The organism is Paraconexibacter sp. (assembly GCF_059438195.1).
Genome location: NZ_JBLKKY010000027.1, coordinates 13,652 through 38,695, shown reverse-complemented (window position 1 = coordinate 38,695; position 25,044 = coordinate 13,652). Strand labels below are relative to the sequence as shown.

Below are 25,044 nucleotides of genomic sequence, written 5' to 3'. Positions count from 1 at the left end.
CTCCGCCCCGGGGCCCCGCGAACTACGCTGCGCTCCCATGAAGGTCGCCACCCACTCCGGCTCGTTCCACGCCGACGAGATCTTCGCGATCGCGGCGCTCCGCCTCGCCCACGGGGACTTCGAGATCGTCCGCACCCGCGACCGGGACGCGCACGCCGGGTGCGACGTCCGCGTCGACGTCGGCCTGCGCGACGACCCCTCGACCGGCGACTACGACCACCACCAGCGCGGCGGCGCGGGCGAGCGGCCCAACGGCATCCGGTTCGCGTCCTTCGGCCTCGTCTGGAGGGACGTCGGTCCTCGAGCGTGCGGGGACGACGAGCGGGTCGCCGCGCTCGTCGACGAGGTCCTCGTGCAGCCCGTCGACGCGAACGACAACGGCCAGACCGTCGCCGAGCCCGTCATCGCCGGGGTGAAGGCGATGACGGTGAGCGACGTCCTCGCCGCCTTCAATCCCCGGTGGGACGAGCCGGACGACGACGAGGCGGTCGACGCCCGCTTCCGGGAGGCCCTCGAGGTCGCCGAGGGCGTCCTCCGGCGTGAGATCGCGGGCGCCCGCGCCACGATGCGCGCCGACGCGATCGTCGCCGACGCCGTCGCGAGCGGCGACGACCCGCGCGTCGTCGTCCTCGAGGAGAGCGTCCCCTGGCACCGCGCGATCCACGCGCACGCTCCCGAGGCCCTCTTCGTCGTCGTCCCCAAGAGCACCGGGTGGGGCCTGCAGGCGGTCCCGGCCGTCCTCGGGCGCTTCGAGAACCGGCTCGACCTCCCCGAGGACTGGGCGGGCCTGCAGGCCGAGGAGCTCGCCGCCCTCACGGGCGTCGAGGACGCCCGCTTCTGCCACTCGGCGCGGTTCCTCGCCGTCGCGGGGAGCCGGGAGGGCGCGCTCGCGCTCGCACGGCTCGCCCTCGCCGACCGATGAGCGGCGCGCGACGACGCGCGGTGGCATAGTCGCGCGATGGAACGACGCTCGCACGGCGCCACCTGGCGCGTCCCTCCTCACACGCGTCCGGCGCTCGAGGAGGCCGACGCCGACGGGACGCCGAGCGCGCCCGGCGACCGCGAGACCACCGAGGCGGCGAGCATGGAGCTGCGCGAGCGGCTGAAGGACCTCCAGGGACGGCTGTGGGCGGAGAGCCGGAAGTCGCTCCTCCTCATCCTCCAGGCCCCGGACGCCGGCGGCAAGGACGGCACGATCCGATCGGTCTTCGCGGGCGTCAACCCTCAGGGCGTCCAGGTGCGGAGCTTCGGCCCGCCGAGCGACGAGGAGCTCGCGCACGACTTCCTCTGGCGCGTCCACGCCCACGCTCCGCGACGCGGCGACATCTCGGTGTTCAACCGCAGCCACTACGAGGACGTCCTCGTCGCGCGCGTCCGCGACCTCGTCCCCGAGGCGACGTGGCGCGGCCGCTACGCGCACATCGTCGCCTTCGAGGAGCTGCTGCACGACTCCGGGACGGCGATCGTGAAGATCTACCTCCACGTCTCGAAGGAGGAGCAGGGGAAGCGGCTGCGCAAGCGCATCGACGATCCCCGCAAGCGCTGGAAGTTCGCGCGCAGCGACATCGAGGCGCGCGACGACTGGGAGGCCTACCTCGAGGCCTATCGCGAGACGGTCGAGAGGACGAGCACCGAGCACGCGCCGTGGTACGTCGTCCCCGCCGACCACAAGTGGTACCGGGACTGGGCGGTGCTCGAGCTCCTCGTCGCGGCCCTCGAGAAGCTCGACCCGCAGTACCCCGAGGCGCCGGAGGCGATCGACGGCGCCGTCGTCGAGTGAGCCGCGCGGGACGCTCGCGTCCCGCGACGGTGAACGACGGCGACTGCGCCACACCACACCGACGTTCCTCACGCTGGGCGTGAGGAACGTCAGGAGGGATGGGCCGATCAGGCGATCGCGGCGTCCTGCGGCGGCGCGGTCTGCTCGGCCGCGAGCGGCGTCCTGCCGAGGATGAGGTCGGCGGCCCGCTCGGCGAGCGCGATGACCGGGGCGTTCGTGTTCCCGCGCGGGACGCTCGGGAACACCGACGCGTCGACGACCCGCAGGCCCTCGACGCCGCGGACCCGGCAGTGGCCGTCGACGACCGCGGCCTCGTCGTCCTCCGCGCCCATCTTGCAGGTCCCGACCGGGTGGTAGAGCGTCTGCGTCGTGTGGCGGACGTGGGCCACGATGTCCTCGTCGGAGGCCGACTCCGGCGCGACGAGCGGCCCGCTCGAGTACTCCGCGAGCGGCGACGTCGCCATGATCTCCATCGCCGTCCGGACCCCGGCGACGATCGACGCGAGGTCGTCCGGATGCTCGTAGTAGTTGTGGCAGATGAGCGGCTTCGCGGTCGGGTCCGGGGAGCCGAGCGCGACGTAGCCGCGCGCCTTCGGCTTGAGCACGCACACGGCGAGCGTCATGCCGTGCCGGTCCGCGGGGACGAGGCCCTCCTGACCGAAGACCGCCGGGACCATGTGGAACTGGATGTCCGGGTCCGACATGTCGTCGCGGGTGCGGATGAAGCCGCCGGACTCCCCGATGTTCGAGGTGAGCGGCCCCTCGCCCGCCATCCAGGCGCCGAGGTTCTCGTCGTTGAGCGCCCCGAAGAGCGAGACCTCGCGGTCGGAGGAGTGGATGACGCCGGCGTTCGGATGGTCGGAGAGGTTCATCCCGACGCCCGGCACCTCGGCGACGTGCTCGATCTGGAGCGCCTCGCTCTCGAGCCCGCGGCCGATCCCCGAGAGCATGAGGAGCTGCGGCGAGTTGTACGCGCCGCCGCACACGATGACCTCGCGCTCGGCGCGGTACTCGAGCTGCTCGGAGAGCCGGAGCCCGGTGACGCCGGTCGCGCGGCCGCCCTCGGTGAGGATCTTCGTCACCTGGACGTGCGTCTCGACCGTGAGGTTCGGGCGGTCCTCGACCGGGTGCAGGAAGGAGACCGCGGTGCTCCCGCGCTTCCCCTCCCGCTGCGTCACCTGGTACCAGCCGACGCCGTCTTGCGTCCCGGAGTTGAAGTCCGGGTTCGCCGGGATGCCGCGCACCTGCGCCGCCTCGACGAAGGCGGCGGCCATCTCGCTGCGGGCCCGCGGCTCGCTGACCCGCAGCTCGCCCCCGGCGCCGTGGGCGTCGCTCGCCCCGCGCTCGTTGTCCTCGGAGCGCTTGAAGTACGGGAGCATCTCCGCGTAGCTCCAGCCCTCGCACCCCTCGCCCGCCCAGTCGTCCCAGTCCGAGCGCGCACCGCGGATGTAGATCATCGCGTTGATCGAGCTCGACCCGCCGAGCATCTTCCCGCGCGGCAGGTAGATCCGCCGGTTCTCGCAGTTGGGCTCCCACACCGTCGAGTGGTCCCAGTCCTGGTCGGTGCGGAAGAGGGCTCCGAACGCGGCCGGGATGTGGATGAGGTCGTTCGCATCCGGCCCGCCCGCCTCGATGAGGAGGACCGAGACGCCGGGGTCGGCGCTCAATCGGTTGGCGAGGACGCAGCCGGCGGAACCGGCCCCGACGATGACGTAGTCGTACGACGTGGACACGGCGATCTCTCTCCTCTCGCAGGGTGTGACTGCGAGAGCGAGCATCCTCCTCCGACGGGCCCGAGGTCAACCCCGGGACCCGCCGGTCACGTCCCGGCGATCGCGTCGAGGCGCGCGACGATCTCCGCCGCGTGACGCGTGTAGTGCCCGAGATCGAAGATCTCGTCGAGGTCGATCTGCAGCTCGCCGGCCTGAGGCTCGAGCAGCTCGCGCAGCGGGGTCCGCGTGTCCCACGCCTTCTGGGCGTTCTCCTGCGCGATGCGGTAGGCGTCGTCGCGCACCATCGCCGACGGCCCGTCGATGAGCGCCAGGAGGAGCCGCTGCGAGAAGAGCGCCCCGTAGGTGAGGTCGAGGTTCTCGCGCATCCGGTCGGCGTGGACGACCATGCCGGTCACGACGCGCGTCGCGAGGCCGTGGCAGTAGTCGAGCGCGATCGTCGCGTCGGGGAGGACGACGCGCTCGGCGCCGGAGTGGCTGATGTCGCGCTCGTGCCACAGCGCGACGTTCTCGAGCCCCGTCTGCGCGTAGCCGCGCAGGACCCGCGCCAGACCGGTGATCCGCTCCGTCGTGATCGGGTTGCGCTTGTGCGGCATCGCGCTCGAGCCCTTCTGCTTGCCGGCGCGGAACGGCTCCTCGACCTCGCGCACCTCGGTGCGCTGGAGGTGGCGGATCTCGGTCGCGAGGCGCTCGAGCCCGGCGCCGGCGAGGGCGACCGCCTGCAGCACCTCGGCGTGCCGGTCGCGCGGCACGACCTGCGTCGAGACGTCCTCCCGCCGCAGGCCGAGGCGCTGCAGCACGCGCGCCTCGTAGTCGGGAGACGTCGCGCTGTACGTCCCGACGGCGCCGCTGATCGCGCCGACCGCGACCTGGTCGAAGGCGCGCTCGAGCCGCTCGACGTTGCGGTGCGCCTCGAACGCGAACCCGGCGAGCTTCACGCCGAACGTCGTCGGCTCGGCGTGGATGCCGTGGGTCCGCCCGGTGCAGACCGTCCCCACGTGCTCGCGGGCCTGGGCGACGAGCGCGTCGCGGACCTCCCGCGCACCTGCGACGACGATGTCGCCGGCCTTGCGCAGCTGCAGCGCGAGCGCGGTGTCGAGGACGTCCGACGACGTGAGGCCGTAGTGGATCCAGCGGCCGCCGGGACCGGCGCTCGCGCTGAGGACGTCGACGAACGCCGCGACGTCGTGGTCGGTGGTCCTCTCGCGCTCCTGCACCGCCTCGACCGTGAACGTCGCGGCGCGGATCGCCTCGAGGTCCTCGGGCGTCGGCCCGTCCATCTCCTCGCACGCGGCGACCTCCACCTCGCGCCACGCCTCCATCTTCGCGTGGTCGGTCCACAGCGCCCCGATCTCGGGGCGGGTGTAGCGCTCGATCACGCGTTGAGGATGCGGATCGCGAGATGCGCCGCGTTGCGCGGGTTGTCGAGGCCGACCGAGGCGACGGGCACGCCCGGCGGCATCTGGACGACCGAGAGGATGGAGTCGAGGCCGCCCGCCGCACTCAGCCGGCTCGAGAGGGGCACGCCGATCACGGGGAGGTCGGTGTGCGCCGCGGCGACGCCCGGCAGCGCGGCCGACAGGCCGGCGCCCGCGATGATGACCCGCAGCCCGCGCTCGCGCGCGCCCTTGCAGTAGTCGGCGACCTTCTCGGGGTCGCGGTGCGCGGACATCACGTTGATCTCGTAGGAGACCTCGGCCTCGGCGAGGACCTTCCCCGCCTTCTCCATCTCCTCGAGGTCGGACTGGGAGCCCATGATGATCCCGACCTCGGGGGACGCGCCGCCGCTCTCGCGCTCGGCGACGGCGGTCTGGGTCTGCGGCGTCTCCGCCGTCTCGGGATGGGGGTCCACGGGAAGATCCTGCTCGCTCATGTCGTCCTCTCCACCGCACGGAGGGCGATGTCCGTGCGCTGCTGCTTGCCGTCGAAGGTGATCAGGTCGGCGGCAGCGTACGCGGCGTCGCGCGCCGCTGCCGCGTCGTCGCCGAGCGCGGTGACGTTGAGGACCCGGCCGCCGGCGGTGACGAGGCCGTCCGGGGACTCGCCCGTCCCGGCGTGCGTCACCTCGATGTCACCGGGAACGTCGTCGAGACCGCGGATGAGGTCGCCCGTCCGGGGGCTCTCCGGGTACCCCGCGCTCGCGAGCACGAGCGTCACCGCCCACCGCTCGTCCCACTCGAGGGCGACCCCGTCGAGCCCGCCCTCGTCGGTCGCGCGGAGGAGGACGTCGAGGAGGTCGCTGCGCAGGCGCGGGAGGACGGCCTGGGTCTCGGGGTCGCCGAAGCGGGTGTTGAACTCGAGGACCTTCGGCCCGTCCGCGGTGAGCATGAGGCCCGCGTAGAGGATCCCGTGGAACGGCGACCCCCGGCGGGCGAGCTCGTCGACCACCGGCTGGTGGACCGCCGCCGCGATCTCCGCCGCGCGATCCGCGTCGATGCCGGCGACCGGCGAGTACGAGCCCATGCCGCCGGTGTTGGGTCCCTCGTCGCCGTCGTGGATGCGCTTGTAGTCCTGCGCGGGGGCCATCGGGACCGCGCGGACGCCGTCGCAGACCGCGAGCAGCGAGAGCTCCTCGCCGTCGAGGAACTCCTCCACGACGACGCGGCCGGGCCCGAAGCGGCGGTCCTCGAGGAACGCCTCGAGCGTGGCGCGCGCCTCCGCCTCGTCGGAGGCGATGACGACGCCCTTGCCCGCGGCGAGGCCGTCGAACTTGAGGACGGTCGGGTAGCCGGTGATGGCCGCCATCCCGGCCTCGACGTCATCGACGGCCGTCCACCCCGCGGTGGGGACGGCGGCGGCCGCCATCACCTCCTTGGCGTGCTCCTTCGACCCCTCGAGCCGCGCGGCGGCGGCGACGGGGCCGAACGCGCGCCTGCCGGCGGCCCGCATCGCGTCGACGAGCCCCGCGACGAGCGGGACCTCGGGCCCGATGACGACGAGGCCGACGTCGTGGCGCTCGGCCGCGGCGACGAGGCCGTCGGTGTCGGTGACGGCGACGGCGACGAGCTCGGCGTCACGAGCGATGCCGGGATTGCCCGGCGCGCAGAGCAGGGTCGGCCGCTGCGGCGAGCGCGCGAGCGCGCGGACGATCGCGTGCTCGCGGCCGCCGGAGCCGACGACGAGGACCTTCACGTGCGGAGACGGCGCGGGGCGCCGCGGCTAGAGGCTCGAGATGAAGTCGTCGATCCCGATCGCGGGCAGCGTCTCGTAGCGCGCCGTGCCGCGTGAGCCGAGCTCGAGGCTCACGCGCGCCATCGTCTGCTCGTCGGGCGCCTCGACGACGTTGATGAAGTCGAAGCGGCCGAGCGTCGACCACTGGGCCTTCACCGTCGCGCCGAGCTGCTCGATCTCGTTGTTCACCTCGCGGATGCGCGCGGGGTTGTTCTTGACGGTCTGGACGCCCTCGGGAGTGAGCGTCGAGAGCATGATGTACGTGGGCAACGTGACCTCCGGGTCGGACCGCGGGTGAATGCTGCGACCCCCGCGTTCTACCCGATCGGCACGACCGACGTACGTCGGCGCCCGCGGATGGGCCCGCGCGGCCGGCCCTGGGCTCCGCCGGCGGCGGTACCGTCCACGCCGACGCGGCGCGCCGCCGCTCCCGCCATGCCCGCCCGCATCGTCCGCTCCACCGCACTCGCCAGCTCCGCCGTCGTCCTCGCCGCGAGCGTGGCGCCGGCCTCCGCGCGCGCCGTCGCCGTCGGCGTCGATCGCGCCTGCTACCTCGACACCGTCCGCGGCGGCGAGCGGGTCGCGCCGCACGTGCGCCTCGGGGGCCGCGGGTTCACGCCTGGCGCGCTCTTCCAGGTGAGCCTCGACGACCTGCCCCTCTCGGGCGGCCTCGGCACGGTGGACGCCGCCGGGGGCGTCGCGGGGAGCTTCACGACGCCGTCGCTGCGGCGGATGGGCCGGACCGAGCGCTCGTGGCTCGTCCGCGTCGACGAGGGCCCGCACGCCGCGTCGGCGCGCTTCCGGACGACCGACGTCGTCGCGCGGTTCTCGCCGACCCGCGGCGACCCGCGGTCCCTGCGGGTCCGGTGGCGCGCCGACGGGCTCGGCTTCGCGCCGGACGGCGAGCCGCTGCCCGCCGGCCGGGACGTCTACCTCCACTACGTGCGCCCGAACGGCCGCCTCCGGCGGACGGTGCGGCTCGGGGAGACGAGCGGGCCGTGCGGCCGCCTCGCGCGGACGTCGCGCCGCCGCCTCTTCCCGTTCCGGCCCGAGAAGGGCCGGTGGCGCCTGCAGGTCGACACCCGCGAGCGCTACACCCGCGGCCGCGCGAGGTCGTCGTTCGTCCACGACGTCGTCGCCGTCCGGGTCCGGTAGGGACCCCGGACCGGGCCGTCCCCCCATCCGCCCCCTGGGACGGAGCTCACGCTCGGCGTGAGCTCCGTCAGGGGAGATGGGTGGGCGGGGCCTACGCGGTGCTCGACGCGGGCTGCGGCGCCTCGACGCTCTCGAGCGCGAGCTCGCCGTCGCGGGCCTCGACCCGGACGTGGTCGCCGTCGCGGAAGCGGCCCTCGAGGATCCCGAGCGCCAGCGGATCGACGAGGCGCTTCTGGATGACCCGCTTGAGCGGACGGGCGCCGTAGGTCGGGTCGTGGCCGAGGTCGCCGAGGAGCATCTTCGCCTCGTCGGTGAGATCGACCTCGATGCCGCGCTCGCGGACGCGCTCGATGAGCCGCTCCGCCTGGAGGTCGACGATCTGGCCGAGCTGCTCGCGGTCGAGCGCGTGGAACTCGACGATGTCGTCGAGCCGGTTGAGGAACTCCGGCCGGAACGTCCGCTCGAGCGCGGCGCGGTACCCGTCGGGGCTCCCCGCGCCGACGTTCGACGTGAGGATGAGGACGACGTTCTTGAAGTCGACCGTCCGGCCCTGGCCGTCGGTGAGCCGGCCGTCGTCCATCACCTGCAGCAGCGTGTTGAACACGTCGGGGTGCGCCTTCTCGATCTCGTCGAGCAGGACGACGCCGTACGGCCGGCGGCGGACCGCCTCGGTGAGCTGACCGCCCTCGTCGTAGCCGACGTAGCCGGGAGGCGCGCCGACGAGCCGCGACACGGAGTGCTTCTCCATGTACTCGGACATGTCGAGCCGCACCATCGCGTCCTGGCTGTCGAAGAGCAGCTCGGCGAGCGCCCGGGCGAGCTCGGTCTTGCCGACGCCGGTCGGGCCCATGAAGAGGAACGAGCCGATCGGGCGGTCAGGATCCTGGAGGCCGGCGCGGCTGCGGCGGATCGCCGCGGAGACCGCGTCGACGGCATCGTCCTGACCGACGACGCGGTCGTGCAGGCGGTCCTCGAGGTGGACGAGCTTCTCGACCTCGCCCTCGAGGAGCCGGTTCACCGGGATGCCCGTCCAGCGGGCGACGACCTCGGCGACGTCCTCGGCGTCGACCTCGCTCTTGAAGAAGCGGGACGGCTCCTGCGTCTCCTCGGTGCCCGCGGCCTCGGCCTCGGAGAGGCGGCGCCGCAGCTCGGGGATCTCGCCGTGGCGGAGCTTGGCGGCGGTCTCGAGGTCGGCGTCGCGCTCGGCCCGCTCCAGCTCGCGCTCGAGCTCGCCGATCTGCGCCTGGATGTGGGCGACGCCCTGCGCCGCCTCCTTCTCGCGCTGCCACTCGGCGGTCATCGTCGCGAGCTGCTCCTCGAGGTCGGCGAGCTCGCGCTCGAGGGCCTCGAGACGCTCCTTCGACGCCTCATCGGTCTCCTTCTCGAGCGAGGTGCGCTCGATCTCGAGCTGGAGCTTGCGGCGGTTGACCTCGTCGATCTCGGTCGGGACCGAGTCCATCTCGATGGACAGCCGCGACGCGGCCTCGTCGACGAGGTCGATGGCCTTGTCCGGGAGGAAGCGGTCGGCGATGTAGCGCTGCGACAGCGTCGCGGCGGCGATGAGCGCGCCGTCCTGGATGCGGACGCCGTGGTGCTCCTGGTAGCGCTCCTTGAGGCCGCGGAGGATCGCGATCGCGTCCTCGACGGACGGCTCGCCGACCGTCACCGGCTGGAAGCGCCGCTCGAGCGCCGCGTCCTTCTCGATGTGCTTGCGGTACTCGTCGAGCGTCGTCGCGCCGACGGCCCGCAGCTCGCCGCGGGCGAGCATCGGCTTGAGGAGGTTCGCGGCGTCGACCGCGCCCTCGGCCGCGCCGGCGCCGACGATCGTGTGGAGCTCGTCGAGGAAGAGGATGATCTGGCCGCGGGCCTCCTGGACCTCCTTGAGGACGGCCTTCAGCCGGTCCTCGAACTCGCCGCGGTACTTCGCGCCCGCGATGAGCGAGCCGATGTCGAGCGCGACGACGCGCCGGTCGCGCAGCGACTCGGGGACGTCGCCCTGGACGATGCGCTGGGCGAGGCCCTCGGCGATCGCCGTCTTGCCGACGCCGGGCTCGCCGATGAGGACCGGGTTGTTCTTCGTGCGCCGCGAGAGGACCTGGATGACCCGGCGGATCTCGTCGTCGCGCCCGATGACGGGGTCGAGCTCGCCGCGCTCGGCGCGCTCGGTGAGGTCGATGCCGAACCGCTTCAGCGCCTGGTAGCGCTCCTCGGGGTTCTGGTCGGTCACCTTGTGCGGCCCGCGGATCTCCGCGACGACCGGAGCGAGGCGCTCCTTCGTCGCGCCGACGGCGCGCAGGGCCTCGCCGGCCCGCGAGTTGTGGCCGGAGAGCGACAGGAGGACGTGCTCGGTCGAGATGTACTCGTCCCCGAGCTCGCGCATCTCGTGGTCGGCGGCGCGGAGGACCTGGAGCAGCTCGGAGGCCGGGCCGGCGACCTCGCCGCCCTCGCCGAGGGTCGGGAGCGCGCCGACGGCCTCGTCGACGCGGGTGCGGAGCGTGCCGAGAGCGACGTCGAGCTTCTCCAGGACCGCGGGGACGAGGCCGCCGTCCTGGTCGAGCAGCGCGAGCAGGAGATGCTCCGGCATCGCCTGGGGATTGCGCCGCGTCTCCGCGAGCGAGATCGCGTCGCGGACGGCCTCCTGGGTGAGAGTGGTGAAGCGATCCGGCTGCATGAGATTGAGGGACTTTCTGACTCGAGGTGGGAAAATCTCAGTGCGAGAGACTGAGATTGTGACACGTCGCCGCGTCCGGCACAAGAGCACCCGCCGAGGACCGGGTCTCTCGCAGGTCCTGGGGGTGATTCACGCCCCGGCGCGCCGGGAAGGATGCGCCCATGGAGGACGACCGCACGACGAAGGCGCCCCCGCACGACGAGGAGCACGAGGAGCCGCTCGGGCCCTTCTCCCCCGACGACGAGACCGCCGCGGGCGACACCCCCGAGGTGCACGGCGACATCACCGCCCACGATCTCCCGAAGGGCTCCGAGGCCCGGCGAGCCGCAGAGGAGGACGAGGGGCCGGACCGGCCGACGCGGGGGAACACCTGATGTCCGCGCGCCGCGAGCTCGCCCGGGAGCCGCTGCGCCGGCGGCCGTTCGGCGAGCGCAGCCACTCCCCGAACAACGAGCGGCGCCGCGATCGCACGATCGCCGACGGGCGCGCCGCCCGGTACCCGCGCCGCGGCCCCGTCGAGCGCCGTCGCCCGGTGGGCTGACCCGCGGCGTCCCCGCCGCCGGAGACCGGCGCCTCGGTCGCGGGAGCGGCGCCTCAGTCGCGCTCGACGCGGATGCGCATCCGGCGCGACGGCGCGAGGTCCTTCGCTCGCACGACGTCCGTCCCGGGCGCCTCGTAGCGGACGATGTCCGCGCGGACCTTCTCGCGCACGGCCTCGAGCCGGGTGATCTCGGTCTGCAGCTCCTCGGCCCGGGCCTCGAGCTGCTCGACCTTCCGGCGCGCGCGCTCCAGATCGGCGGCCTTGCGCTCGAGCGCGTCCTCGAGCTCCATGACCTTCTCGACGCCGGCGAGGTTGAGGCCGTACTCCGTCGTCATGCGCTGGATCTTGCGCAGCCGCTCGACGTCCGCGTGCGAGTAGAGCCGGGTGCCCTTCGGGGAGCGCTTCGGCTCGATGAGCCCCCGCGCCTCGTACATCCGCAGGGTCTGCGGGTGCATCTCGGCGAGCTCGGCGGCGACCGAGATCATGAACACGCCGCGGTCCTCGGCGACCGTCACGCGGACGCTCTGGCCCGGGGAGCGGCGGGTGACGCGACGCTCGGCCATCAGCCCTCGCTCCCCTGCCCGGCCGGCTCGCGATCCGCCGCGGCGGCCGCGTCGCCGAAGAGCCGGGCTCGCGGATCGCCGCCCATCACCTCGGACAGCCTCTCGACCGCCTCGGACTGCTCCTTGCTCAGCGTCTTCGGGACGTCGATGACGAACCGGTAGTGGATGTCGCCGCGCTCCTTGGGCGCGGCGAGCTTCGGCGGCCCCTCACCGCGGAGCCGCTGGACGGTGCCGTGCTTCGTGCCCGGCGACACGCGGAGGCGCTTGCGGCCGGCGAGCGTCGGGACCTCGACCTCCGCCCCGCGGATGGCCTCGGGGATCGTGAGCGGCACCTCGACCTCGAGGTTGTCGCCCTTGCGGCGGAAGAGGCTCGAGTCCTCGACGTGGGTCGTCACGTAGAGGTCGCCCGCCGGGCCGCCGCTGCGACCGGGCTCGCCCTTGCCGGCGAGGCGGACCCGCGAGCCCTCGCGGACGCCCGCGGGGATGTTCACCTTGTAGCGCTTGACCGTGCGGGTCGCCCCCTGACCGCCGCACGTCGGGCAGGGCTGCTCGATGACGACGCCCGTGCCCTCGCAGCGACGGCAGGGCTGGGAGATCGAGAAGAGCCCCTGGCCCTGGGCCTCGATGCCGCGCCCCTGGCAGCGAGGGCAGACGACCGGCGAGGTGCCCGGCTTCGCGCCGGAGCCGCGGCACGTCCCGCAGGTCTGCGAGCTCGGGACGCTGAGCTGCACCTGGGCGCCCGACATCGCCTCGTCGAACGAGATCGTCACCGAGGCCTCGAGGTCGGCGCCGCGCTCGGGCCGCGGCGCGCGGGTGCCCGTCCGCCCGCCGCCGGCAGTCCCCGCGCCGCTCCCGAAGATGTTCGAGAGGATGTCGGAGAAGTTGCCGGCGTCGAAGCCGCCGAAGCCGCCCGGGCCGCCGGCGGTCCCGCCCCCGCCCATGCCGCCGAAGAGCGTGCCGCGGTCGTACTGCTTGCGCTTCTCGGCGTCCCCGAGGACGTCGTAGGCCGACTGGACCTCCTTGAAGCGCTTCTCGGCCTCGGGGTCGTCCGGTTTGCGATCCGGGTGGTACTGCCGGACGAGCTTGCGGTGCGCCTTCTTGATCTCCTCGGCGGTCGCCTTCTTGTCGACGCCGAGGGTCTTGTACAGATCGGGACGGGAAGCCATGGGCTGGGGTGGTGATCGGGATGGGTCGTGCTACTGGGCGACGACGACCTTGGCGGCCCGCAGGACCTCGTCCCCGTGGCGGTAGCCCGCCTGGTAGACCTCGATGATCGTGCCGCTCTCGGCCCCCTCGACGGGCGTCTGCGCGACGGCCTCGTGGCGGTGCGGGTCGAACTGCTCGCCCTTCGGCGAGTCCGGGACGATGCCGACGCGCTCGAGCGCCCCGACGAGCTCCTGCTGGACGAGCCGGACCCCCTGCGTCACCGACGCGTCGCCCGGCGTGTCCTCTGCCTCGACGGCGGCGATGGCCCGCTCGAGGTTGTCGAGCGCGGGCAGCAGCTCCTTCGCGAGCCGCCCGACGCCCTTCGCCTCCGCCGCGCCGACCTGCTGGCGGGCGCGCTTGCGGACGTTGTCGAGCTCGGCGGCGCTGCGCAGGTAGAGGTCCTTGTAGTCGGGCTCCTCCGCGGCGGCGTCGTGCCCGTCGCCGGCGTCGCCCGGCGGCGCGGCCTCGGCCGCGCCGTCCGTGCGCTCGTCGGTCTCCGGCCGGGCCTCGGCCGCGTCGGCGCCGGCCGCCGGCGGCTGCTCGGCCGCCGGCGGGGTGCCGTGCTCGTGGGTGTCCGGGCGGGACTCCATGCCTAGCGGCCCTCGTCGACGACCTCGGCGTCGACGACGTCCTCCTCGGACTCGTCGGCCGCGCCCGCGCCGTCCGGCGAGCCCTCGGCGCCGGCGGCCGCCGCCTGGGCCTGGGCCTGCTCGTAGAGCTTCTCCGAGACGCCGTGGAAGGCGGCCTGGAGCGCCTCGGCCTTCGCGTTGATCGCGGCGGCGTCGTCGGACTCGAGCGCGTCGCGCACGTCCTTGATCGCGGTCTCGATCTGCTCCTTCGAGGCGGCGTCGACCTGGTCGCCGAGATCGGCGAGCTGCCGCTCGGCCTGGTAGGCCGCGTTCTCGGCGCCGTTCTTCGCCTCGGCGAGCTCACGGGCGTTGCGGTCCTCCTCGGCGTGCGTCTCGGCGTCGGAGACCATGCGCTTGATCTCGTCCTCGGAGAGGCCGCCACCGGCCTTGATCTCGATCTTCTGCTCCTTGCCGGTGCCGAGGTCCTTCGCGCTCACGGAGAGGATGCCGTTCGCGTCGATGTCGAACGCGACCTCGATCTGCGGGACCCCACGCGGCGCCGGCGGGATGCCGGTGAGCTGGAACTTGCCGAGCGACTTGTTGTACGTCGCCATCTCGCGCTCGCCCTGGAGGACGTGGATCTCGACGGACGGCTGGTTGTCCTCGGCGGTCGAGAAGACCTCGGACTTCCGCGTCGGGATCGTCGTGTTGCGCTCGATGAGCTTCGTCATGACGCCGCCCTTCGTCTCGATGCCGAGCGTGAGCGGGGTGACGTCGAGGAGGAGGACGTCCTTCACGTCGCCGGCGAGGACGCCCGCCTGGATGGCGGCGCCGATCGCGACGACCTCGTCCGGGTTGACGCCGCGGTGCGGGTCCTTCCCGGTGAGCTCCTTCACCTTCTCCTGGACGGCCGGGTTGCGCGTCATGCCGCCGACGAGGACGACGTGGTCGACCGAGTCGACGCCCTTCTCCTTCGCGTCGTCGAGCGCCTGGCGAACCGGGGCGATGACGCGGTCGAGGAGGCCGCTCGTCAGCTCGTTGAACTTCGCGCGGGTGAGGCGGACGTCGAGGTGCTTCGGCCCGGAGGCGTCGGCGGTGATGAACGGCAGGTTGATCTGCGACTCCTGCGCGCTCGAGAGCTCGATCTTCGCCTTCTCCGCCGCCTCGTAGAGGCGCTGGAGAGCCATCGGGTCCTGCGTGAGGTCGATGCCCTGGTCGCGCTTGAACTCGCCGGCGAGCCAGTCGACGACCGCCTTGTCCCAGTTGTCGCCGCCGAGGTGGTTGTCACCGGCGGTCGACTTCACCTCGAAGACGCCGTCGCCGATCTCGAGGACCGACACGTCGAACGTGCCGCCGCCGAGGTCGAAGACGAGGATCGTCTGGTCGTCCTCCTTGTCGAGGCCGTAGGCGAGCGACGCCGCGGTCGGCTCGTTGATGATGCGCTTGACGTCGAGGCCGGCGATCTTGCCGGCGTCCTTCGTCGCCTGACGCTGATCGTCGTTGAAGTACGCGGGGACCGTGATGACGGCGCCGTCGACGGTCTCCCCGAGGTAGGCCTCGGCGTCCGCCTTGAGCTTCGCGAGCGTCATCGCGCTGATCTCCGGCGGCGAGTACTGCTTCTCGTCGGCCTCGATGCGCGCGTCGCCGCCGGGCCCGGAGACGACCTTGTAGGGGACGATCGACTCCTCCTCGCGCACCTCGGCCTCCTTGCGGCCCATGAAGCGCTTGACGGAGAAGATCGTGTTCTGCGGGTTCGTCACGGCCTGCCGCTTGGCGACCGTGCCGACGAGGCGCTCGCCGCCCTTCGTGAAGGCGACGACGGACGGGGTGGTGCGCCCGCCCTCGGAGTTCTCGATGACGGTGGGTTCGCCGCCCTCGAGGACCGCCATGCACGAGTTCGTCGTGCCGAGGTCGATGCCGATGGTCTTGCCCATGGGGGTGTGGTGCTCCTTCTCTTGCAAACGGGGACCGCGTGAAATCTGAGTCGGAGTATGGCAGATCTTCCGAGCGGCTCCAAGACGCCCCCGCGCGTCCCGGCCGCGGGCGTATCGTCTCCCCGTGACCACGCCCGGCCTCCCCCCGCGCCCGGACCTCGGACGCTTCACGATGACCGCGGGCTTCGTCCTGCGGCCGACGCGCTTCCTCGAGGACTGCCACGCGCGCTGCGGCGACTACTTCACCCTGCGGCCGGCGCCCGACCGCGAGGTCGTGTTCAGCGTCGATCCCGCGGCGGTGCGGCAGATCTTCACCGGGGACCCCGACGTCCTGCACGCGGGCGAGGGCAACGTCGTCCTCTCGCCGCTCCTCGGGCCCGGGTCCGTCCTCCTCCTCGACGGGGCCGAGCACATGCGCCACCGGCGGATGCTCCTCCCGCCCTTCCACGGCGAGCGGATGCGCGCGCACGTCGACACGATGACCGAGGTCGCCGAGCGCCACGTCGCCGCCTGGCCGCGGGGCCGCCCGTTCGGCGTCCTCTAGTCGATGCAGTCGGTGACCCTCGAGGTCATCCTCCGCGTCGTCTTCGGCGTCGACGACCGCGACCGCCGCGAGCGCCTCGGCGTGCCGCTGCGGCGCCTGCTCGACATCGTCGCGACGCGGCGGCGGGTCCTCGCCCTCGCGCTCACGCAGTCGCGACGGGGGCGCTTCTCGCCCTGGGGCCGCTTCATCGCCGCTCGCGAGGAGGCGAGCGCGCTCCTCCGCGAGGAGATCGCGGCCCACCGGCGGGCGCAGGCCGCCGACCGGGCCGGCGACGACGTCCTCTCGCTCCTCATCGCGGCCCGTGACGAGAGCGGCCGCGGGCTCACCGAGGACGAGCTCGTCGACGAGGCGATGACGCTCCTCGTCGCCGGTCACGAGACGACGGCGACCGCGCTCGCATGGACGCTCGAGCGGCTCGTCAGGCACCCCGGGTGGATCGAGCGGCTCGTCGACGAGCAGCGCGACGGCGGCGAGGAGCAGCTCGACGCGGTCATCACGGAGACCCTGCGGCTGCGTCCCGTCGTCCCCGCGGTCGTCCGCACCCTCACCGCGCCCTTCCGCCTCGGCCCGTGGGACCTCCCGGCCGGGACGAACGTCGCGCCGTCGATCTACCTCCTCCACCGCCGCCCGGACCTCTACCCCGATCCCGCCGCCTTCCGGCCGGAGCGGTTCCTCGACGGCGTGAAGCCCGGCACCTACACGTGGATCCCGTTCGGCGGCGGCGTGCGCCGCTGCCTCGGCGCGAGCTTCGCGCTCACCGAGATGAAGGCGGTCCTCGGCACGATCCTCCGCGAGGCTCCGCCGCGTCCCGCCCCCGGGTCCCGCGACGAGGGCACGATCCGCCGCGCGATCACCTTCGCGCCGTCGCGAGGCGGGCGCGTGTCCGTCGGACCCGCCCGCCCGGTCTGACGATTCCGCCCGCCCACCTGACGAGACTCACGCCTGGCGTGAGTCTCGTCAGGTGGGCGGGGGGTCGCCGGCGGCGGGGACCTCGCCGTGGCGCTCGCCGCGGTCCTCGTCGAGGATGCGCTGCATGTCCCGGGCGGCGACGTCGATGCGCTCGAGCATCTCGGCGCGCTGGTCGGCATCGAGGGTCTCGCCGCGGCGGCGCAGGAGGTCGGCGAAGCCGAGGACGATCGTGAGCGGCGTGCGGAGGTCGTGGACGAGGCGGGCCCGCCGCTCGTCCGGCGTGCTCATTCGTCGACGGGGTCGAGGGCGATCTCGCCGCGCTCGAGGGCGAGCGCGATCGCGTGGACCCGGTTGCGGGCCTGCAGCTTGCGGATGACGTTGCGCACGTGGGTGCGCACGGTCTCAACGCTCACGCCGATCTCCTGGCCGATCCGCTCGGCGGTCATCCCCTCGGCCATCAGGTGCATGATCTCCCGCTCGCGGGGCGAGAGCTGCGGGACCTTCGCCGTCGCGCGCGGCGAGAGGAGGACCCGATCGAGCCGCGGGTCGACGTAGGACCCGCCGGCCGCGACCTGCTCGATCGCCGCGACGAGCTCGTCCATCGCGCCGGCCTTGAGCGCGTAGCCGCGGGCACCCGAGTCGAGGCCCTCGTAGAGGAGCTCGGCGTCGCTGTCGCCCGTGTAGAGGATGACGCCGAGATCGGGGTCCCGGGCGAGGAGGGAGCGGGCGAGGTCGATGCCGCTGCCGTCCGGCAGCCGGATGTCGATGATCGCGACGTCGACGGAGTCGTGGGCCACGAGGTCGAGCCCCGCCGCGACGTTGCCCGCCGCGCCGACGATCTCGAGGCCGTGCCCCGAGAGCAGCGCGACGAGGCCCTCGCGGAGCGCCTCGTGGTCGTCGATGATCACCAGTCTCGTCATGGAACCTCGCGGGCCAGCGTAGCGCCTGGTGCGCCGAAGCCACGCGGGTCCTGCACCAGCGCGTCCAGCCACGCGCGAAAGCCCGCAACGTGCGGGGGGATTCCACGGCGCCTCTCCGCAGGGGGACTCCCGCACCCCGTCCGCCGTCTATCGTGGCTCCCGATGGCGAAGGACACCGAGAAGCTCATCCGACAGCTGTCGCTCATCTCGTACCTCATGGCGGAGCGCCGGCCCGTGACCGCGCTCGAGATCCGGCGGGACGTCGAGGGCTACAGCGGGATGAACGAGGACGCGTTCGCGCGGCGGTTCTACGCCGACCGCGCGGAGCTCGACTCGCTCGGCATCGCCCTCACCGTCGAGAAGCCCGCCGACGGCGTCGCCGAGCAGGAGAACTACTCGCTGCGCCCGGAGAACTTCCACCTCCCGGCGATCGCCTTCACCGACGAGGAGCTCGCCTCGCTCCAGACGGCTCTCAGCCTCCTCGACGGCGAGTTCGCCTACGCCGAGCCCCTGCGGCTCGCGCTCCAGCAGATCACGTGGGGCCGTCCCTCGCCGCTCGGCGGGCCCGCCCCCTCGGGCGTCGCGCTCGGCGTCACCGGCAGCGCGGGTGGCCAGGAGCTCTCGCAGCGTCTCGCGAAGATCGAGACGGCGATCTTCCGCCACAAGACGGTGACGTTCGACTACTACACGATGGAACGGGACGAGACGGGCCCTCGGAAGGTCGACCCGTACCACCTCCTCTTCCAGAACGGCCAGTTCTACCTCCTCGGGCACAGCCACGAGCGCGGCGCGCTTCGGGTCTTCCGCCTCTCGCGCATCCGCGGCAAGGTCGCCTACGCGACGAAGGCCGAGCACGACTTCCGCAAGCCCGACGACTTCGACCCGCGCTCGTTCGCCAACCGCGCCGACTGGCAGTACGGGGACGAGCAGGGCGTCGCGCAGATCTGGGTGAGCGGTCGGATCGCCTGGCAGGTCGAGCGGCACTTCGGCCGCCACGGCAGCGTGCGCGGGGCCGACGGCGACGACGGCGCGATCGTCCTCGAGACCTCCTACGCCTCCGCCCGCCAGCTCGCGGCGTGGGTCCTGACGCTGGGCGAGCACGCGCGCGTCATCGGCCCAGAGGACCTCGTCGGCGTCCTCGAGGAGCGCATCGAGCTCCTCGAGAGCCGCCACGCCGACGGCCCCGAGCTCGCCCCCGCGGTCATGAGCGATCGGGCGAACGGGACCGGCGAGATCGAGGAGGCGGGGGCGCCTCGGCGCGACGCGGCGATCCGGCCCGAGCGCTTCGCGCGTCTCGTCACCCTCGCGAGCATCCTCATCCACGCAGGGCGCGGCGGGGAGCTGCTCGACGCTCGCGACCTCTGCGAGCGGCTGCAGATCTCCGAGCAGGAGCTGAGCGAGGACATCAACGTCCTCAACGTCGTCAACTTCGGCGGCGGCTCCTACGTCCTCTACGCCGAGCTGCGCGAGGACGGGACGATCGAAGTCGACCCCGAGCCCTACAGCGACAACTTCGACCGGCCCGCCCGGCTCCTCCCGGTCGAGGCGAAGGCCCTTATCGCCGCGATCGACCTCATCGGGGACCACCTCCCCGAGGGCGCGCTCAGCTCGGCGCGGGCGAAGATCGTCGACGCCCTCGGGTTCGACCCGATGGAGCAGGGGCTCCAGGTCGCCCGCTCGGGCGCGGACGACGCGGACGTCGCCCGGACGGTCTCGGAGGCGATCGTCGGCCACCGCCTCGTGCGGCTCGAGTACTACAAGAGCAACGAGGACGAGTTCAGCGAGCGGACCGTGGAGCCCTACGCGCTCACGAACGGCCGCGAGGGCTGGTACATCGCGACCTTCGACCCGGCGAAGGACGACGTCCGGCACTTCCGGCTCGACCGCATCAAGACGGTGGAGGTGCTCGACGAGACCTTCGCGCCCCGCCCGGAGGTCGACGCTGCCGCCGCGGTCGACGGCTGGCTGCGCACCGGCGAGGTCGAGGCCTCGCGCGTCGCCCGCCTGTGGATCAGCCCGGAGCGCGCCCGCTGGCTCCGCGAGGAGCGCACGGTGACCGAGGAGCTCGCCGACGGAGCGATCATCGTCGAGCTGCCGTACAAGGGCACCGACTTCCTCGTCCGCGAGGTGCTCTCGGAGGCCGGCGACGCCGCCGTCCTCGCCCCCCAGGACGCCCGCGAGGCGGTCGCCTCGGCGGTCGGCCGGCTGCGCGAGACGGCGACCGCGCTCGAGCAGTGAGGGAGTAGAACATCCGTCCAGCCGGAAGGGCTCTGGCTTGAGCCCTTCGGAGTCGTGTCCCTCAGCCCGTAAGCTTCTGCGCCGCCCTACCACCCGGGGCGATCCAACCACGGAGGCAACATGATCATGGGGAAGCTGTCGCGTGCAGGGGCGCGCGGCACGACCGGGAGGCGACTCCCGGCGCTGGGGATGCTCGCTGCCCTCGCTTGGCTGCTCGCGCCCGCCGCTCCGGCGAGCGCCGCCAACGTCTGGGACTGCGGGGCCGACGCCGTCAAGGTGACGGTCGCGGGTCAGAGCCCGCTCAATCCGATCACGACGAACAAGTCGCCCTGCGAGGACAGCGCGGACGGCCTGCCGAACACGACCGATGCGCTCGGCCTCGCGCCGGGCATCAACGCGCGCACCGCGTTCGCCGTCACCGAGGTGACGCCCGACGGGGGCCGTCCGCTCGACACGACGAACGTCGCGGCGGCCGGCGTCGAGGGTCTCAGCATCGAGACCGCCGGCGGCACGATCGTCATCGGCGCCGATGCCGTCCGCTCGTTCGCGCAGGCCCGCTGCGTCAACGGCGCACCCGAGCTCACCGGCGGCGGGACCGCGGTGACGCTCACCCTCAACGGCCAGCCGATCCCGCTCGACACGCTCCTCGAGGGCGTCACCGACGCCGTGAGCGGCTCGCCGCTCGGCGCGCTCGTCCAGGTGAAGCTCAACGAGCAGATCAAGACCGACACCGCGCTCGTCCAGCGCGGCGCCCGCATCACGGTCCTCCCGGCGGTCGGGGCCGCCCCGCTCGTCGAGGTCATCGTCGCGGAGTCGCGCGTGAGCACGGCCGGGCTTCCCTGCAACCCCGACGTGCCGGAGAACACCGGTGGCGCAGGTGGCGCCGGCGATCTCAGCAAGGCGTGCCCGGCCGGCACGGTCTTCGACGGCCCGACCGGCTTCTGCGTCATCACGGCGGAGAGCTCCGCCGGCCAGGGCATCGTCGTCGTCGGCCGTCCGTTCCAGACGACCGAGGGCGGCACCGTCATCTCCCTCAACCTCGCGAAGAAGCGGTACGGGAAGAACAGCATCTGCCTCACCGGCAAGGGGCCGAAGTTCGTCACCGTCGGGACGAAGGGCAACGACCGCATCACCGGGTCGAACGGGCCTGACCGGATCCTCGGCCTGAGCGGCAACGACGCGATCGACGGCGGCCGCGGCAACGACTGCCTCGACGGCAACAACGGCCGCGACAACCTCAACGGCGCGATCGGCAACGACCGCGTCTACGGGAAGATCGGCAACGACGCCCTCAACGGCGGACCCGGCAAGGACCACCTCTCGTCCGGGCGCGGCAACGACACGATCAACGCCGCCTACGGCGCCGACCGCGTCCTCGGCGGGTCGGGCAACGACGCGATCAACGTCGCGACGGCCGGTCCGGCCGCGCGCGTCGACTGCGGGTCGGGGCGCGACAAGGTCCGCCTCAACCCGGAGGAGGTCCGTCGGTCGAAGAACTGCGAGGCCGTGCGGATGGTGAAGCGGCGCGACGAGCGCTGACCCGCACTCCGGCGACACGCCGTTCCCGCGGCCCGTCCGCCCCTCGGGGCGGGCGGGCCGCGCTCGTTCCGCGTCGCCGCCATAAGCTGCTCGCCCATGAGCCGGCGCGACCAGATCCAGATGACCGACGACGAGGTGCTCGCCTTCCTACGCGAGGAGAGGACCGTCGTCTGCGCGACGAACGGGGTCCGCGGCTGGCCGCACCTCATGCCCCTCTGGTACGTCGTGCGCGACACCGGCCCGGAGGGTGCGCCGGAGATCTGGGCGTGGACGTTCGCGAAGTCCCAGAAGGTGAAGAACCTCGAGCGGGACTCCCGCGCGACGCTCCAGGTGGAGGCGGGCGAGGAGTACCACCTCCTCCGCGGCGTCATGTTCGAGTGCGACGTCGTCCTCCACCGCGACGTCGCGGACATCGAGCCGCTCGGCGTCGAGATCCTCGGCCGCTACTCGGGCAGCCCGGACGGCACGCTCCCGGAGGAGGGCCGCGGGATGGTCGCCGCGCAGGCCGCCAAGCGCGTCGGCCTGCAGTTCGTCGAGCGCCGGCGGGCGACGTGGGACCACCGCAAGCTCGGCGGCGTCTACTGAGGCGAGGTCTCTCCCGCCCGCCGCGCCCACGGCGGCGGGCGGTCACGGCCGCGCGGCGCTCTCTACCCTCCCGGGGCGATGTCATCCCCGCTGAAGGGCCTCATCCTCTCGGGCGGCAAGGGCACCCGCCTGCGTCCGATCACCCACACGAGCGCGAAGCAGCTCGTCCCGGTCGCGAACCGGCCCGTCCTCTTCTACGGGATCGAGGCGATGGCGCGCGCGGGGATCGAGGAGGTCGGGATCATCATCGCGCCGGAGACCGGCGACGAGATCCGCGAGGCGGTCGGCGACGGCTCGCACTTCGGCGTCGCGGTCACGTACATCGTCCAGGACGAGCCCGCCGGCCTCGCGCACGCCGTCCTCACGGCCGAGCCGTTCCTCGGCGAGGACCCGTTCGTCATGTACCTCGGCGACAACCTGCTCCAGGGCGGCATCACCGAGCTCGTCGAGGCCTTCCGCTCGTCGGCGCCCGACGCGCTCATCCTCCTCACCCCGGTCGACGACCCCGAGAACTACGGCGTCGCGGAGCTCGACGGCGACCGCGTCGTCGACCTCGTCGAGAAGCCCGCCGAGCCGAAGACGAACCTCGCGCTCGTCGGCGTGTACCTCTTCACCCCGGCGATCCACGACGCCGCCCGGGCGATCGAGCCGAGCGCGCGCGGGGAGCTCGAGATCACGGACGCGATCCAGCACCTCGTCGACTCCGGCCGGCGCGTCGAGCCGCACATCGTCCGCGGCTGGTGGAAGGACACCGGCCGCCTCGACGACATGCTCGAGGCGAACCGCCTCATCCTCGACACGATCGAGGCGCGCGTGGAGGGCACGTGCATCGAGTCCCAGGTCGATGGCCGCGTCGTCATCGAGGAGGGCGCCCAGCTCGAGCGCTGCACCGTGCGCGGCCCGGCGGTCATCGGCGCCGGGGCGCGGCTCGTCGACGCTTACGTCGGCCCCTACACGGCGATCGGCGAGGACTGCGTCATCGAGCGCGCCGAGGTCGAGCACTCGATCCTCCTCGCCGGCTCCAGCGTGCGCGGCCTCGACGGGCGCATGGAGTCCTCCCTCCTCGGGCGCAACGTGACGATCGGCCGCGGCGACCGCCAGCCGCGCGCCTACCGCTTCATGGTCGGCGACAACAGCGAGATCGGCATCCTGTGAGCCGCGTCCTCGTCACGGGCGCGGCGGGGATGCTCGGCCGCGCGACCGTCGAGGCCGCGACGGCCGCCGGCCACGACGTCGTCGCCACCGACCGCGCCGACCTCGACATCACCGACCCGGTGGCCGTGCGCGAGGCGCTCGCCCGCCAGCGCCCGGAGGCGATCGTCAACTGCGCGGCGTGGACGGACGTCGACGGCGCGGAGGCCGACGAGGGCGGGGCGATGATCCTCAACGCCGAGGCGCCCGGCCATCTCGCCCACGAGGCGACCGCGGCCGGCACGCGCCTCGTCCACGTCTCGACGGACTACGTCTTCGACGGCTCGAAGACCGAGCCCTGGGTCGAGTCCGATCCCGTCGGGCCGCTCAACGCCTACGGCCGCACGAAGCTCGCGGGCGAGGGACGGATCCTCGCCGCGGGCGGCGACCACGCGATCGTCCGCACGGCGTGGCTCTACGGCGCCGGGGGCCCGAACTTCGTCGACACGATGCTCCGGCTCGCCGGCGAGAGGGACGAGGTGAGCGTCGTCACCGACCAGATCGGCCGGCCGACCTGGACCGGGCACCTCGCTGCTGCGCTCGTCGACGTCGCGGCGCGCCCGGGCCTCTCCGGCGTGCTGCACGCCGCCGGCGACGGCGCGTGCTCGTGGCACGACTTCGCCCGTGAGATCTTCGAGCGCGCGGGATGCGACTGCCGCGTGCTGCCGACGACGAGCGACGCCTTCCCGCGCCCGGCGACGAGACCGGCGTACAGCGTCCTCGGCACCGAGCGGGAGCCCGGCGTCCACCTCCCGCCCTGGCAGGAGGGGCTCGACGCCTATCTGCGACAGCGACAAGGAGCGACGACATGAAGCTGCTGGTGTGCGGCGGGGCCGGTTTCATCGGCTCGAACTTCGTGCGCGTGCGGGTGCGCGACCACGGCGACGAGGTCGTCGTCCTCGACAAGCTCACCTACGCCGGCCGGCGCGAGAACCTCGCCGACGTCGAGCACGTCTTCGTCCACGGCGCGATCGAGGACCCCGAGAAGGTCCGCGAGGCGATGGAGGGCGTCGACACCGTCGTCAACTTCGCGGCCGAGACGCACGTCGACCGCTCGATCGCCGAGCCCGACGCGTTCGTGCGGACCCACTCGATCGGCACGTGGGTCCTCCTCGAGGCCGCCCGCGAGGCCGGCGTCCGCTACCTCCAGGTCTCGACCGACGAGGTCTACGGCTCGATCGAGGAGGGCTCGTTCACCGAGGAGTCCCCGCTACAGCCGTCCTCGCCGTACAGCGCGACGAAGGCGGGCGCCGACCTGCTCGTCTCCTCGTACACGCACACCTACGGGATGGAGACGCTCATCTGCCGGGGGTCGAACAACTACGGGCCCTATCAGTACCCCGAGAAGCTCATCCCGCTCATGATCCTCAACGCCCTCCACGGGGACCCGCTCCCCGTCTACGGCGACGGCATGCAGGTGCGCAACTGGCTCTACGTCGAGGACTTCGGGCGCGGGATCGGGCACGTCCTCGAGCACGGCGCGCCCGGCGAGGTCTACAACGTCGGCGGGCCGGACGAGTGCCCGAACATCGAGGTCGTCGACCGCATCGTCGAGCTCACGGGCTGCGATCCGGCGCTCGTCACCCGCGTCGCGGACCGGCCGGGGCACGACCGCCGCTACTCGCTCGGGTCGGAGAAGGTCCGCGCGCTCGGGTGGGAGGCGCAGGTGCACTTCCATGAGGGTCTCGAGCAGACCGTCCGCTGGTACCAGGAGAACCGCGCCTGGTGGGAGCCGATCCGCTCCGGCGAGTACCGCGAGTACTACGAGCGGCAGTACGGCACGAAGCTCGGCGGCTGA

The 25,044-nt window shown here is 73.0% G+C and carries 23 protein-coding genes and 1 pseudogene; 12 read left to right on the top strand and 12 right to left on the bottom strand.

Annotated features, from left to right (window positions below):
• The first annotated feature begins 37 nt into the window (after positions 1 to 37).
• Both ACME2J_RS11095 and ACME2J_RS11090 read left to right on the top strand, forming a co-directional pair.
• Positions 38 to 922, top strand: a complete 885-nt coding sequence (locus ACME2J_RS11095; RefSeq protein ID WP_495544978.1) for an MYG1 family protein — start codon at positions 38 to 40, stop codon at positions 920 to 922.
• Between the two features lie 36 nt (positions 923 to 958).
• Positions 959 to 1,780 carry a PPK2 family polyphosphate kinase gene (locus ACME2J_RS11090; protein ID WP_495544977.1) on the top strand — a complete coding sequence of 274 codons (822 nt, stop codon included), beginning with the start codon at positions 959 to 961 and terminating at the stop codon, positions 1,778 to 1,780.
• A 107-nt stretch (positions 1,781 to 1,887) separates the two neighbouring features.
• On the opposite strand, the gene ACME2J_RS11085 is transcribed toward ACME2J_RS11090, so the two are convergent.
• The 5 genes from ACME2J_RS11085 to ACME2J_RS11065 form a co-directional block, all read right to left on the bottom strand.
• Positions 1,888 to 3,513 carry a GMC family oxidoreductase gene (locus tag ACME2J_RS11085; protein ID WP_495544976.1) on the bottom strand — a complete coding sequence of 542 codons (1,626 nt, stop codon included), beginning with the start codon at positions 3,511 to 3,513 and terminating at the stop codon, positions 1,888 to 1,890.
• A gap of 86 nt (positions 3,514 to 3,599) precedes the next feature.
• Positions 3,600 to 4,889 carry an adenylosuccinate lyase gene (purB, locus tag ACME2J_RS11080; RefSeq protein WP_495544975.1) on the bottom strand — a complete coding sequence of 430 codons (1,290 nt, stop codon included), beginning with the start codon at positions 4,887 to 4,889 and terminating at the stop codon, positions 3,600 to 3,602.
• Entirely contained in the window at positions 4,886 to 5,383 is a 498-nt protein-coding gene (purE, locus tag ACME2J_RS11075; protein WP_495544974.1) for a 5-(carboxyamino)imidazole ribonucleotide mutase, read from the bottom strand. The genes purB and purE overlap by 4 nt, the downstream gene beginning before the upstream one ends.
• Positions 5,380 to 6,642: a phosphoribosylamine--glycine ligase gene (gene purD, locus ACME2J_RS11070; RefSeq protein WP_495544973.1), complete on the bottom strand. Its 1,263-nt coding sequence runs from the start codon at positions 6,640 to 6,642 to the stop codon at positions 5,380 to 5,382. The genes purE and purD overlap by 4 nt, the downstream gene beginning before the upstream one ends.
• A 27-nt stretch (positions 6,643 to 6,669) precedes the next feature.
• On the bottom strand, positions 6,670 to 6,951 hold the full coding sequence (locus tag ACME2J_RS11065) for a GYD domain-containing protein (RefSeq protein ID WP_495544972.1): 282 nt from the start codon (positions 6,949 to 6,951) through the stop codon (positions 6,670 to 6,672).
• 165 nt (positions 6,952 to 7,116) lie between these two features.
• Here ACME2J_RS11065 and ACME2J_RS11060 point away from each other — a divergent pair, with 165 nt between their 5' ends.
• Positions 7,117 to 7,836 (top strand): hypothetical protein, encoded by a 720-nt coding sequence (locus ACME2J_RS11060; protein WP_495544971.1) that lies wholly within the window; start codon positions 7,117 to 7,119, stop codon positions 7,834 to 7,836.
• A gap of 91 nt (positions 7,837 to 7,927) precedes the next feature.
• Here ACME2J_RS11060 and clpB read toward each other — a convergent pair whose 3' ends face one another.
• Entirely contained in the window at positions 7,928 to 10,507 is a 2,580-nt protein-coding gene (gene clpB, locus ACME2J_RS11055; RefSeq protein WP_495544970.1) for an ATP-dependent chaperone ClpB, read from the bottom strand.
• Positions 10,508 to 10,668: 161 nt separating this feature from the next.
• On the opposite strand from clpB, the gene ACME2J_RS11050 reads away from it, so the two are divergent.
• On the top strand, positions 10,669 to 10,881 hold the full coding sequence (locus ACME2J_RS11050; RefSeq protein WP_495544969.1) for a hypothetical protein: 213 nt from the start codon (positions 10,669 to 10,671) through the stop codon (positions 10,879 to 10,881).
• Positions 10,881 to 11,048, top strand: a complete 168-nt coding sequence (locus ACME2J_RS11045) for a hypothetical protein (protein ID WP_495544968.1) — start codon at positions 10,881 to 10,883, stop codon at positions 11,046 to 11,048. Before ACME2J_RS11050 ends, ACME2J_RS11045 begins: the two co-directional genes overlap by 1 nt.
• 53 nt (positions 11,049 to 11,101) lie before the next feature.
• On the opposite strand, the gene ACME2J_RS11040 is transcribed toward ACME2J_RS11045, so the two are convergent.
• The 4 genes from ACME2J_RS11040 to dnaK are packed head-to-tail and all read right to left on the bottom strand — an operon-like array spanning position 11,102 to position 15,320.
• On the bottom strand, positions 11,102 to 11,611 hold the full coding sequence (locus ACME2J_RS11040; RefSeq protein ID WP_495544967.1) for a heat shock protein transcriptional repressor HspR: 510 nt from the start codon (positions 11,609 to 11,611) through the stop codon (positions 11,102 to 11,104).
• On the bottom strand, positions 11,611 to 12,777 hold the full coding sequence (gene dnaJ, locus ACME2J_RS11035) for a molecular chaperone DnaJ (RefSeq protein ID WP_495544966.1): 1,167 nt from the start codon (positions 12,775 to 12,777) through the stop codon (positions 11,611 to 11,613). The genes ACME2J_RS11040 and dnaJ overlap by 1 nt, the downstream gene beginning before the upstream one ends.
• A 30-nt stretch (positions 12,778 to 12,807) precedes the next feature.
• Positions 12,808 to 13,407 (bottom strand): nucleotide exchange factor GrpE, encoded by a 600-nt coding sequence (locus tag ACME2J_RS11030; protein ID WP_495544965.1) that lies wholly within the window; start codon positions 13,405 to 13,407, stop codon positions 12,808 to 12,810.
• A 2-nt stretch (positions 13,408 to 13,409) separates the two neighbouring features.
• Positions 13,410 to 15,320, bottom strand: coding sequence for a molecular chaperone DnaK (gene dnaK / locus ACME2J_RS11025; RefSeq protein WP_495544964.1), 1,911 nt, complete (start codon positions 15,318 to 15,320; stop codon positions 13,410 to 13,412).
• Positions 15,321 to 15,492: 172 nt separating this feature from the next.
• Here dnaK and ACME2J_RS11020 point away from each other — a divergent pair.
• Positions 15,493 to 16,773, top strand: a pseudogene (locus tag ACME2J_RS11020) (cytochrome P450).
• 48 nt (positions 16,774 to 16,821) lie between these two features.
• Here ACME2J_RS11020 and ACME2J_RS11015 read toward each other — a convergent pair.
• Together ACME2J_RS11015 and ACME2J_RS11010 are read right to left on the bottom strand one after the other, a co-directional pair.
• Positions 16,822 to 17,061 carry a histidine kinase dimerization/phospho-acceptor domain-containing protein gene (locus ACME2J_RS11015; RefSeq protein ID WP_495544963.1) on the bottom strand — a complete coding sequence of 80 codons (240 nt, stop codon included), beginning with the start codon at positions 17,059 to 17,061 and terminating at the stop codon, positions 16,822 to 16,824.
• Entirely contained in the window at positions 17,058 to 17,693 is a 636-nt protein-coding gene (locus ACME2J_RS11010) for a response regulator (protein WP_495544962.1), read from the bottom strand. Before ACME2J_RS11010 ends, ACME2J_RS11015 begins: the two co-directional genes overlap by 4 nt.
• 162 nt (positions 17,694 to 17,855) lie before the next feature.
• Between ACME2J_RS11010 and ACME2J_RS11005 the strand changes: the two genes are divergently transcribed.
• From ACME2J_RS11005 to rfbB, 6 genes are all read left to right on the top strand, one after another.
• Positions 17,856 to 19,931: a helix-turn-helix transcriptional regulator gene (locus tag ACME2J_RS11005; protein WP_495544961.1), complete on the top strand. Its 2,076-nt coding sequence runs from the start codon at positions 17,856 to 17,858 to the stop codon at positions 19,929 to 19,931.
• Positions 19,932 to 20,057: 126 nt separating this feature from the next.
• Positions 20,058 to 21,470 carry a hypothetical protein gene (locus tag ACME2J_RS11000; protein WP_495544960.1) on the top strand — a complete coding sequence of 471 codons (1,413 nt, stop codon included), beginning with the start codon at positions 20,058 to 20,060 and terminating at the stop codon, positions 21,468 to 21,470.
• A 96-nt stretch (positions 21,471 to 21,566) separates the two neighbouring features.
• The gene (locus tag ACME2J_RS10995; RefSeq protein ID WP_495544959.1) at positions 21,567 to 22,055 is read left to right on the top strand and encodes a pyridoxamine 5'-phosphate oxidase family protein; all 489 of its coding nucleotides are present in this window, start codon (positions 21,567 to 21,569) and stop codon (positions 22,053 to 22,055) included.
• Positions 22,056 to 22,145: 90 nt separating this feature from the next.
• Positions 22,146 to 23,210, top strand: coding sequence for a glucose-1-phosphate thymidylyltransferase (locus ACME2J_RS10990; protein ID WP_495544992.1), 1,065 nt, complete (start codon positions 22,146 to 22,148; stop codon positions 23,208 to 23,210).
• Complete coding sequence (gene rfbD / locus ACME2J_RS10985; protein ID WP_495544958.1) at positions 23,207 to 24,058, top strand: dTDP-4-dehydrorhamnose reductase; 852 nt, start codon at positions 23,207 to 23,209, stop codon at positions 24,056 to 24,058. The genes ACME2J_RS10990 and rfbD overlap by 4 nt, the downstream gene beginning before the upstream one ends.
• Positions 24,055 to 25,044, top strand: a complete 990-nt coding sequence (rfbB, locus tag ACME2J_RS10980; protein ID WP_495544957.1) for a dTDP-glucose 4,6-dehydratase — start codon at positions 24,055 to 24,057, stop codon at positions 25,042 to 25,044. Before rfbD ends, rfbB begins: the two co-directional genes overlap by 4 nt.

Coding starts and splice junctions, on each gene's coding strand:
- ACME2J_RS11095 (WP_495544978.1), top strand. CDS start 38: ATGAAGGTCGCCACCCACTCCGGCTCGTTCCACGCCGACGAGATCTTC.
- ACME2J_RS11090 (WP_495544977.1), top strand. CDS start 959: ATGGAACGACGCTCGCACGGCGCCACCTGGCGCGTCCCTCCTCACACG.
- purE (WP_495544974.1), bottom strand. CDS start 5,383: ATGAGCGAGCAGGATCTTCCCGTGGACCCCCATCCCGAGACGGCGGAG.
- ACME2J_RS11060 (WP_495544971.1), top strand. CDS start 7,117: ATGCCCGCCCGCATCGTCCGCTCCACCGCACTCGCCAGCTCCGCCGTC.
- clpB (WP_495544970.1), bottom strand. CDS start 10,507: ATGCAGCCGGATCGCTTCACCACTCTCACCCAGGAGGCCGTCCGCGAC.
- ACME2J_RS11050 (WP_495544969.1), top strand. CDS start 10,669: ATGGAGGACGACCGCACGACGAAGGCGCCCCCGCACGACGAGGAGCAC.
- ACME2J_RS11045 (WP_495544968.1), top strand. CDS start 10,881: ATGTCCGCGCGCCGCGAGCTCGCCCGGGAGCCGCTGCGCCGGCGGCCG.
- ACME2J_RS11040 (WP_495544967.1), bottom strand. CDS start 11,611: ATGGCCGAGCGTCGCGTCACCCGCCGCTCCCCGGGCCAGAGCGTCCGC.
- dnaJ (WP_495544966.1), bottom strand. CDS start 12,777: ATGGCTTCCCGTCCCGATCTGTACAAGACCCTCGGCGTCGACAAGAAG.
- ACME2J_RS11030 (WP_495544965.1), bottom strand. CDS start 13,407: ATGGAGTCCCGCCCGGACACCCACGAGCACGGCACCCCGCCGGCGGCC.
- dnaK (WP_495544964.1), bottom strand. CDS start 15,320: ATGGGCAAGACCATCGGCATCGACCTCGGCACGACGAACTCGTGCATG.
- ACME2J_RS11015 (WP_495544963.1), bottom strand. CDS start 17,061: ATGAGCACGCCGGACGAGCGGCGGGCCCGCCTCGTCCACGACCTCCGC.
- ACME2J_RS11010 (WP_495544962.1), bottom strand. CDS start 17,693: ATGACGAGACTGGTGATCATCGACGACCACGAGGCGCTCCGCGAGGGC.
- ACME2J_RS11005 (WP_495544961.1), top strand. CDS start 17,856: ATGGCGAAGGACACCGAGAAGCTCATCCGACAGCTGTCGCTCATCTCG.
- ACME2J_RS11000 (WP_495544960.1), top strand. CDS start 20,058: ATGGGGAAGCTGTCGCGTGCAGGGGCGCGCGGCACGACCGGGAGGCGA.
- ACME2J_RS10995 (WP_495544959.1), top strand. CDS start 21,567: ATGAGCCGGCGCGACCAGATCCAGATGACCGACGACGAGGTGCTCGCC.
- rfbB (WP_495544957.1), top strand. CDS start 24,055: ATGAAGCTGCTGGTGTGCGGCGGGGCCGGTTTCATCGGCTCGAACTTC.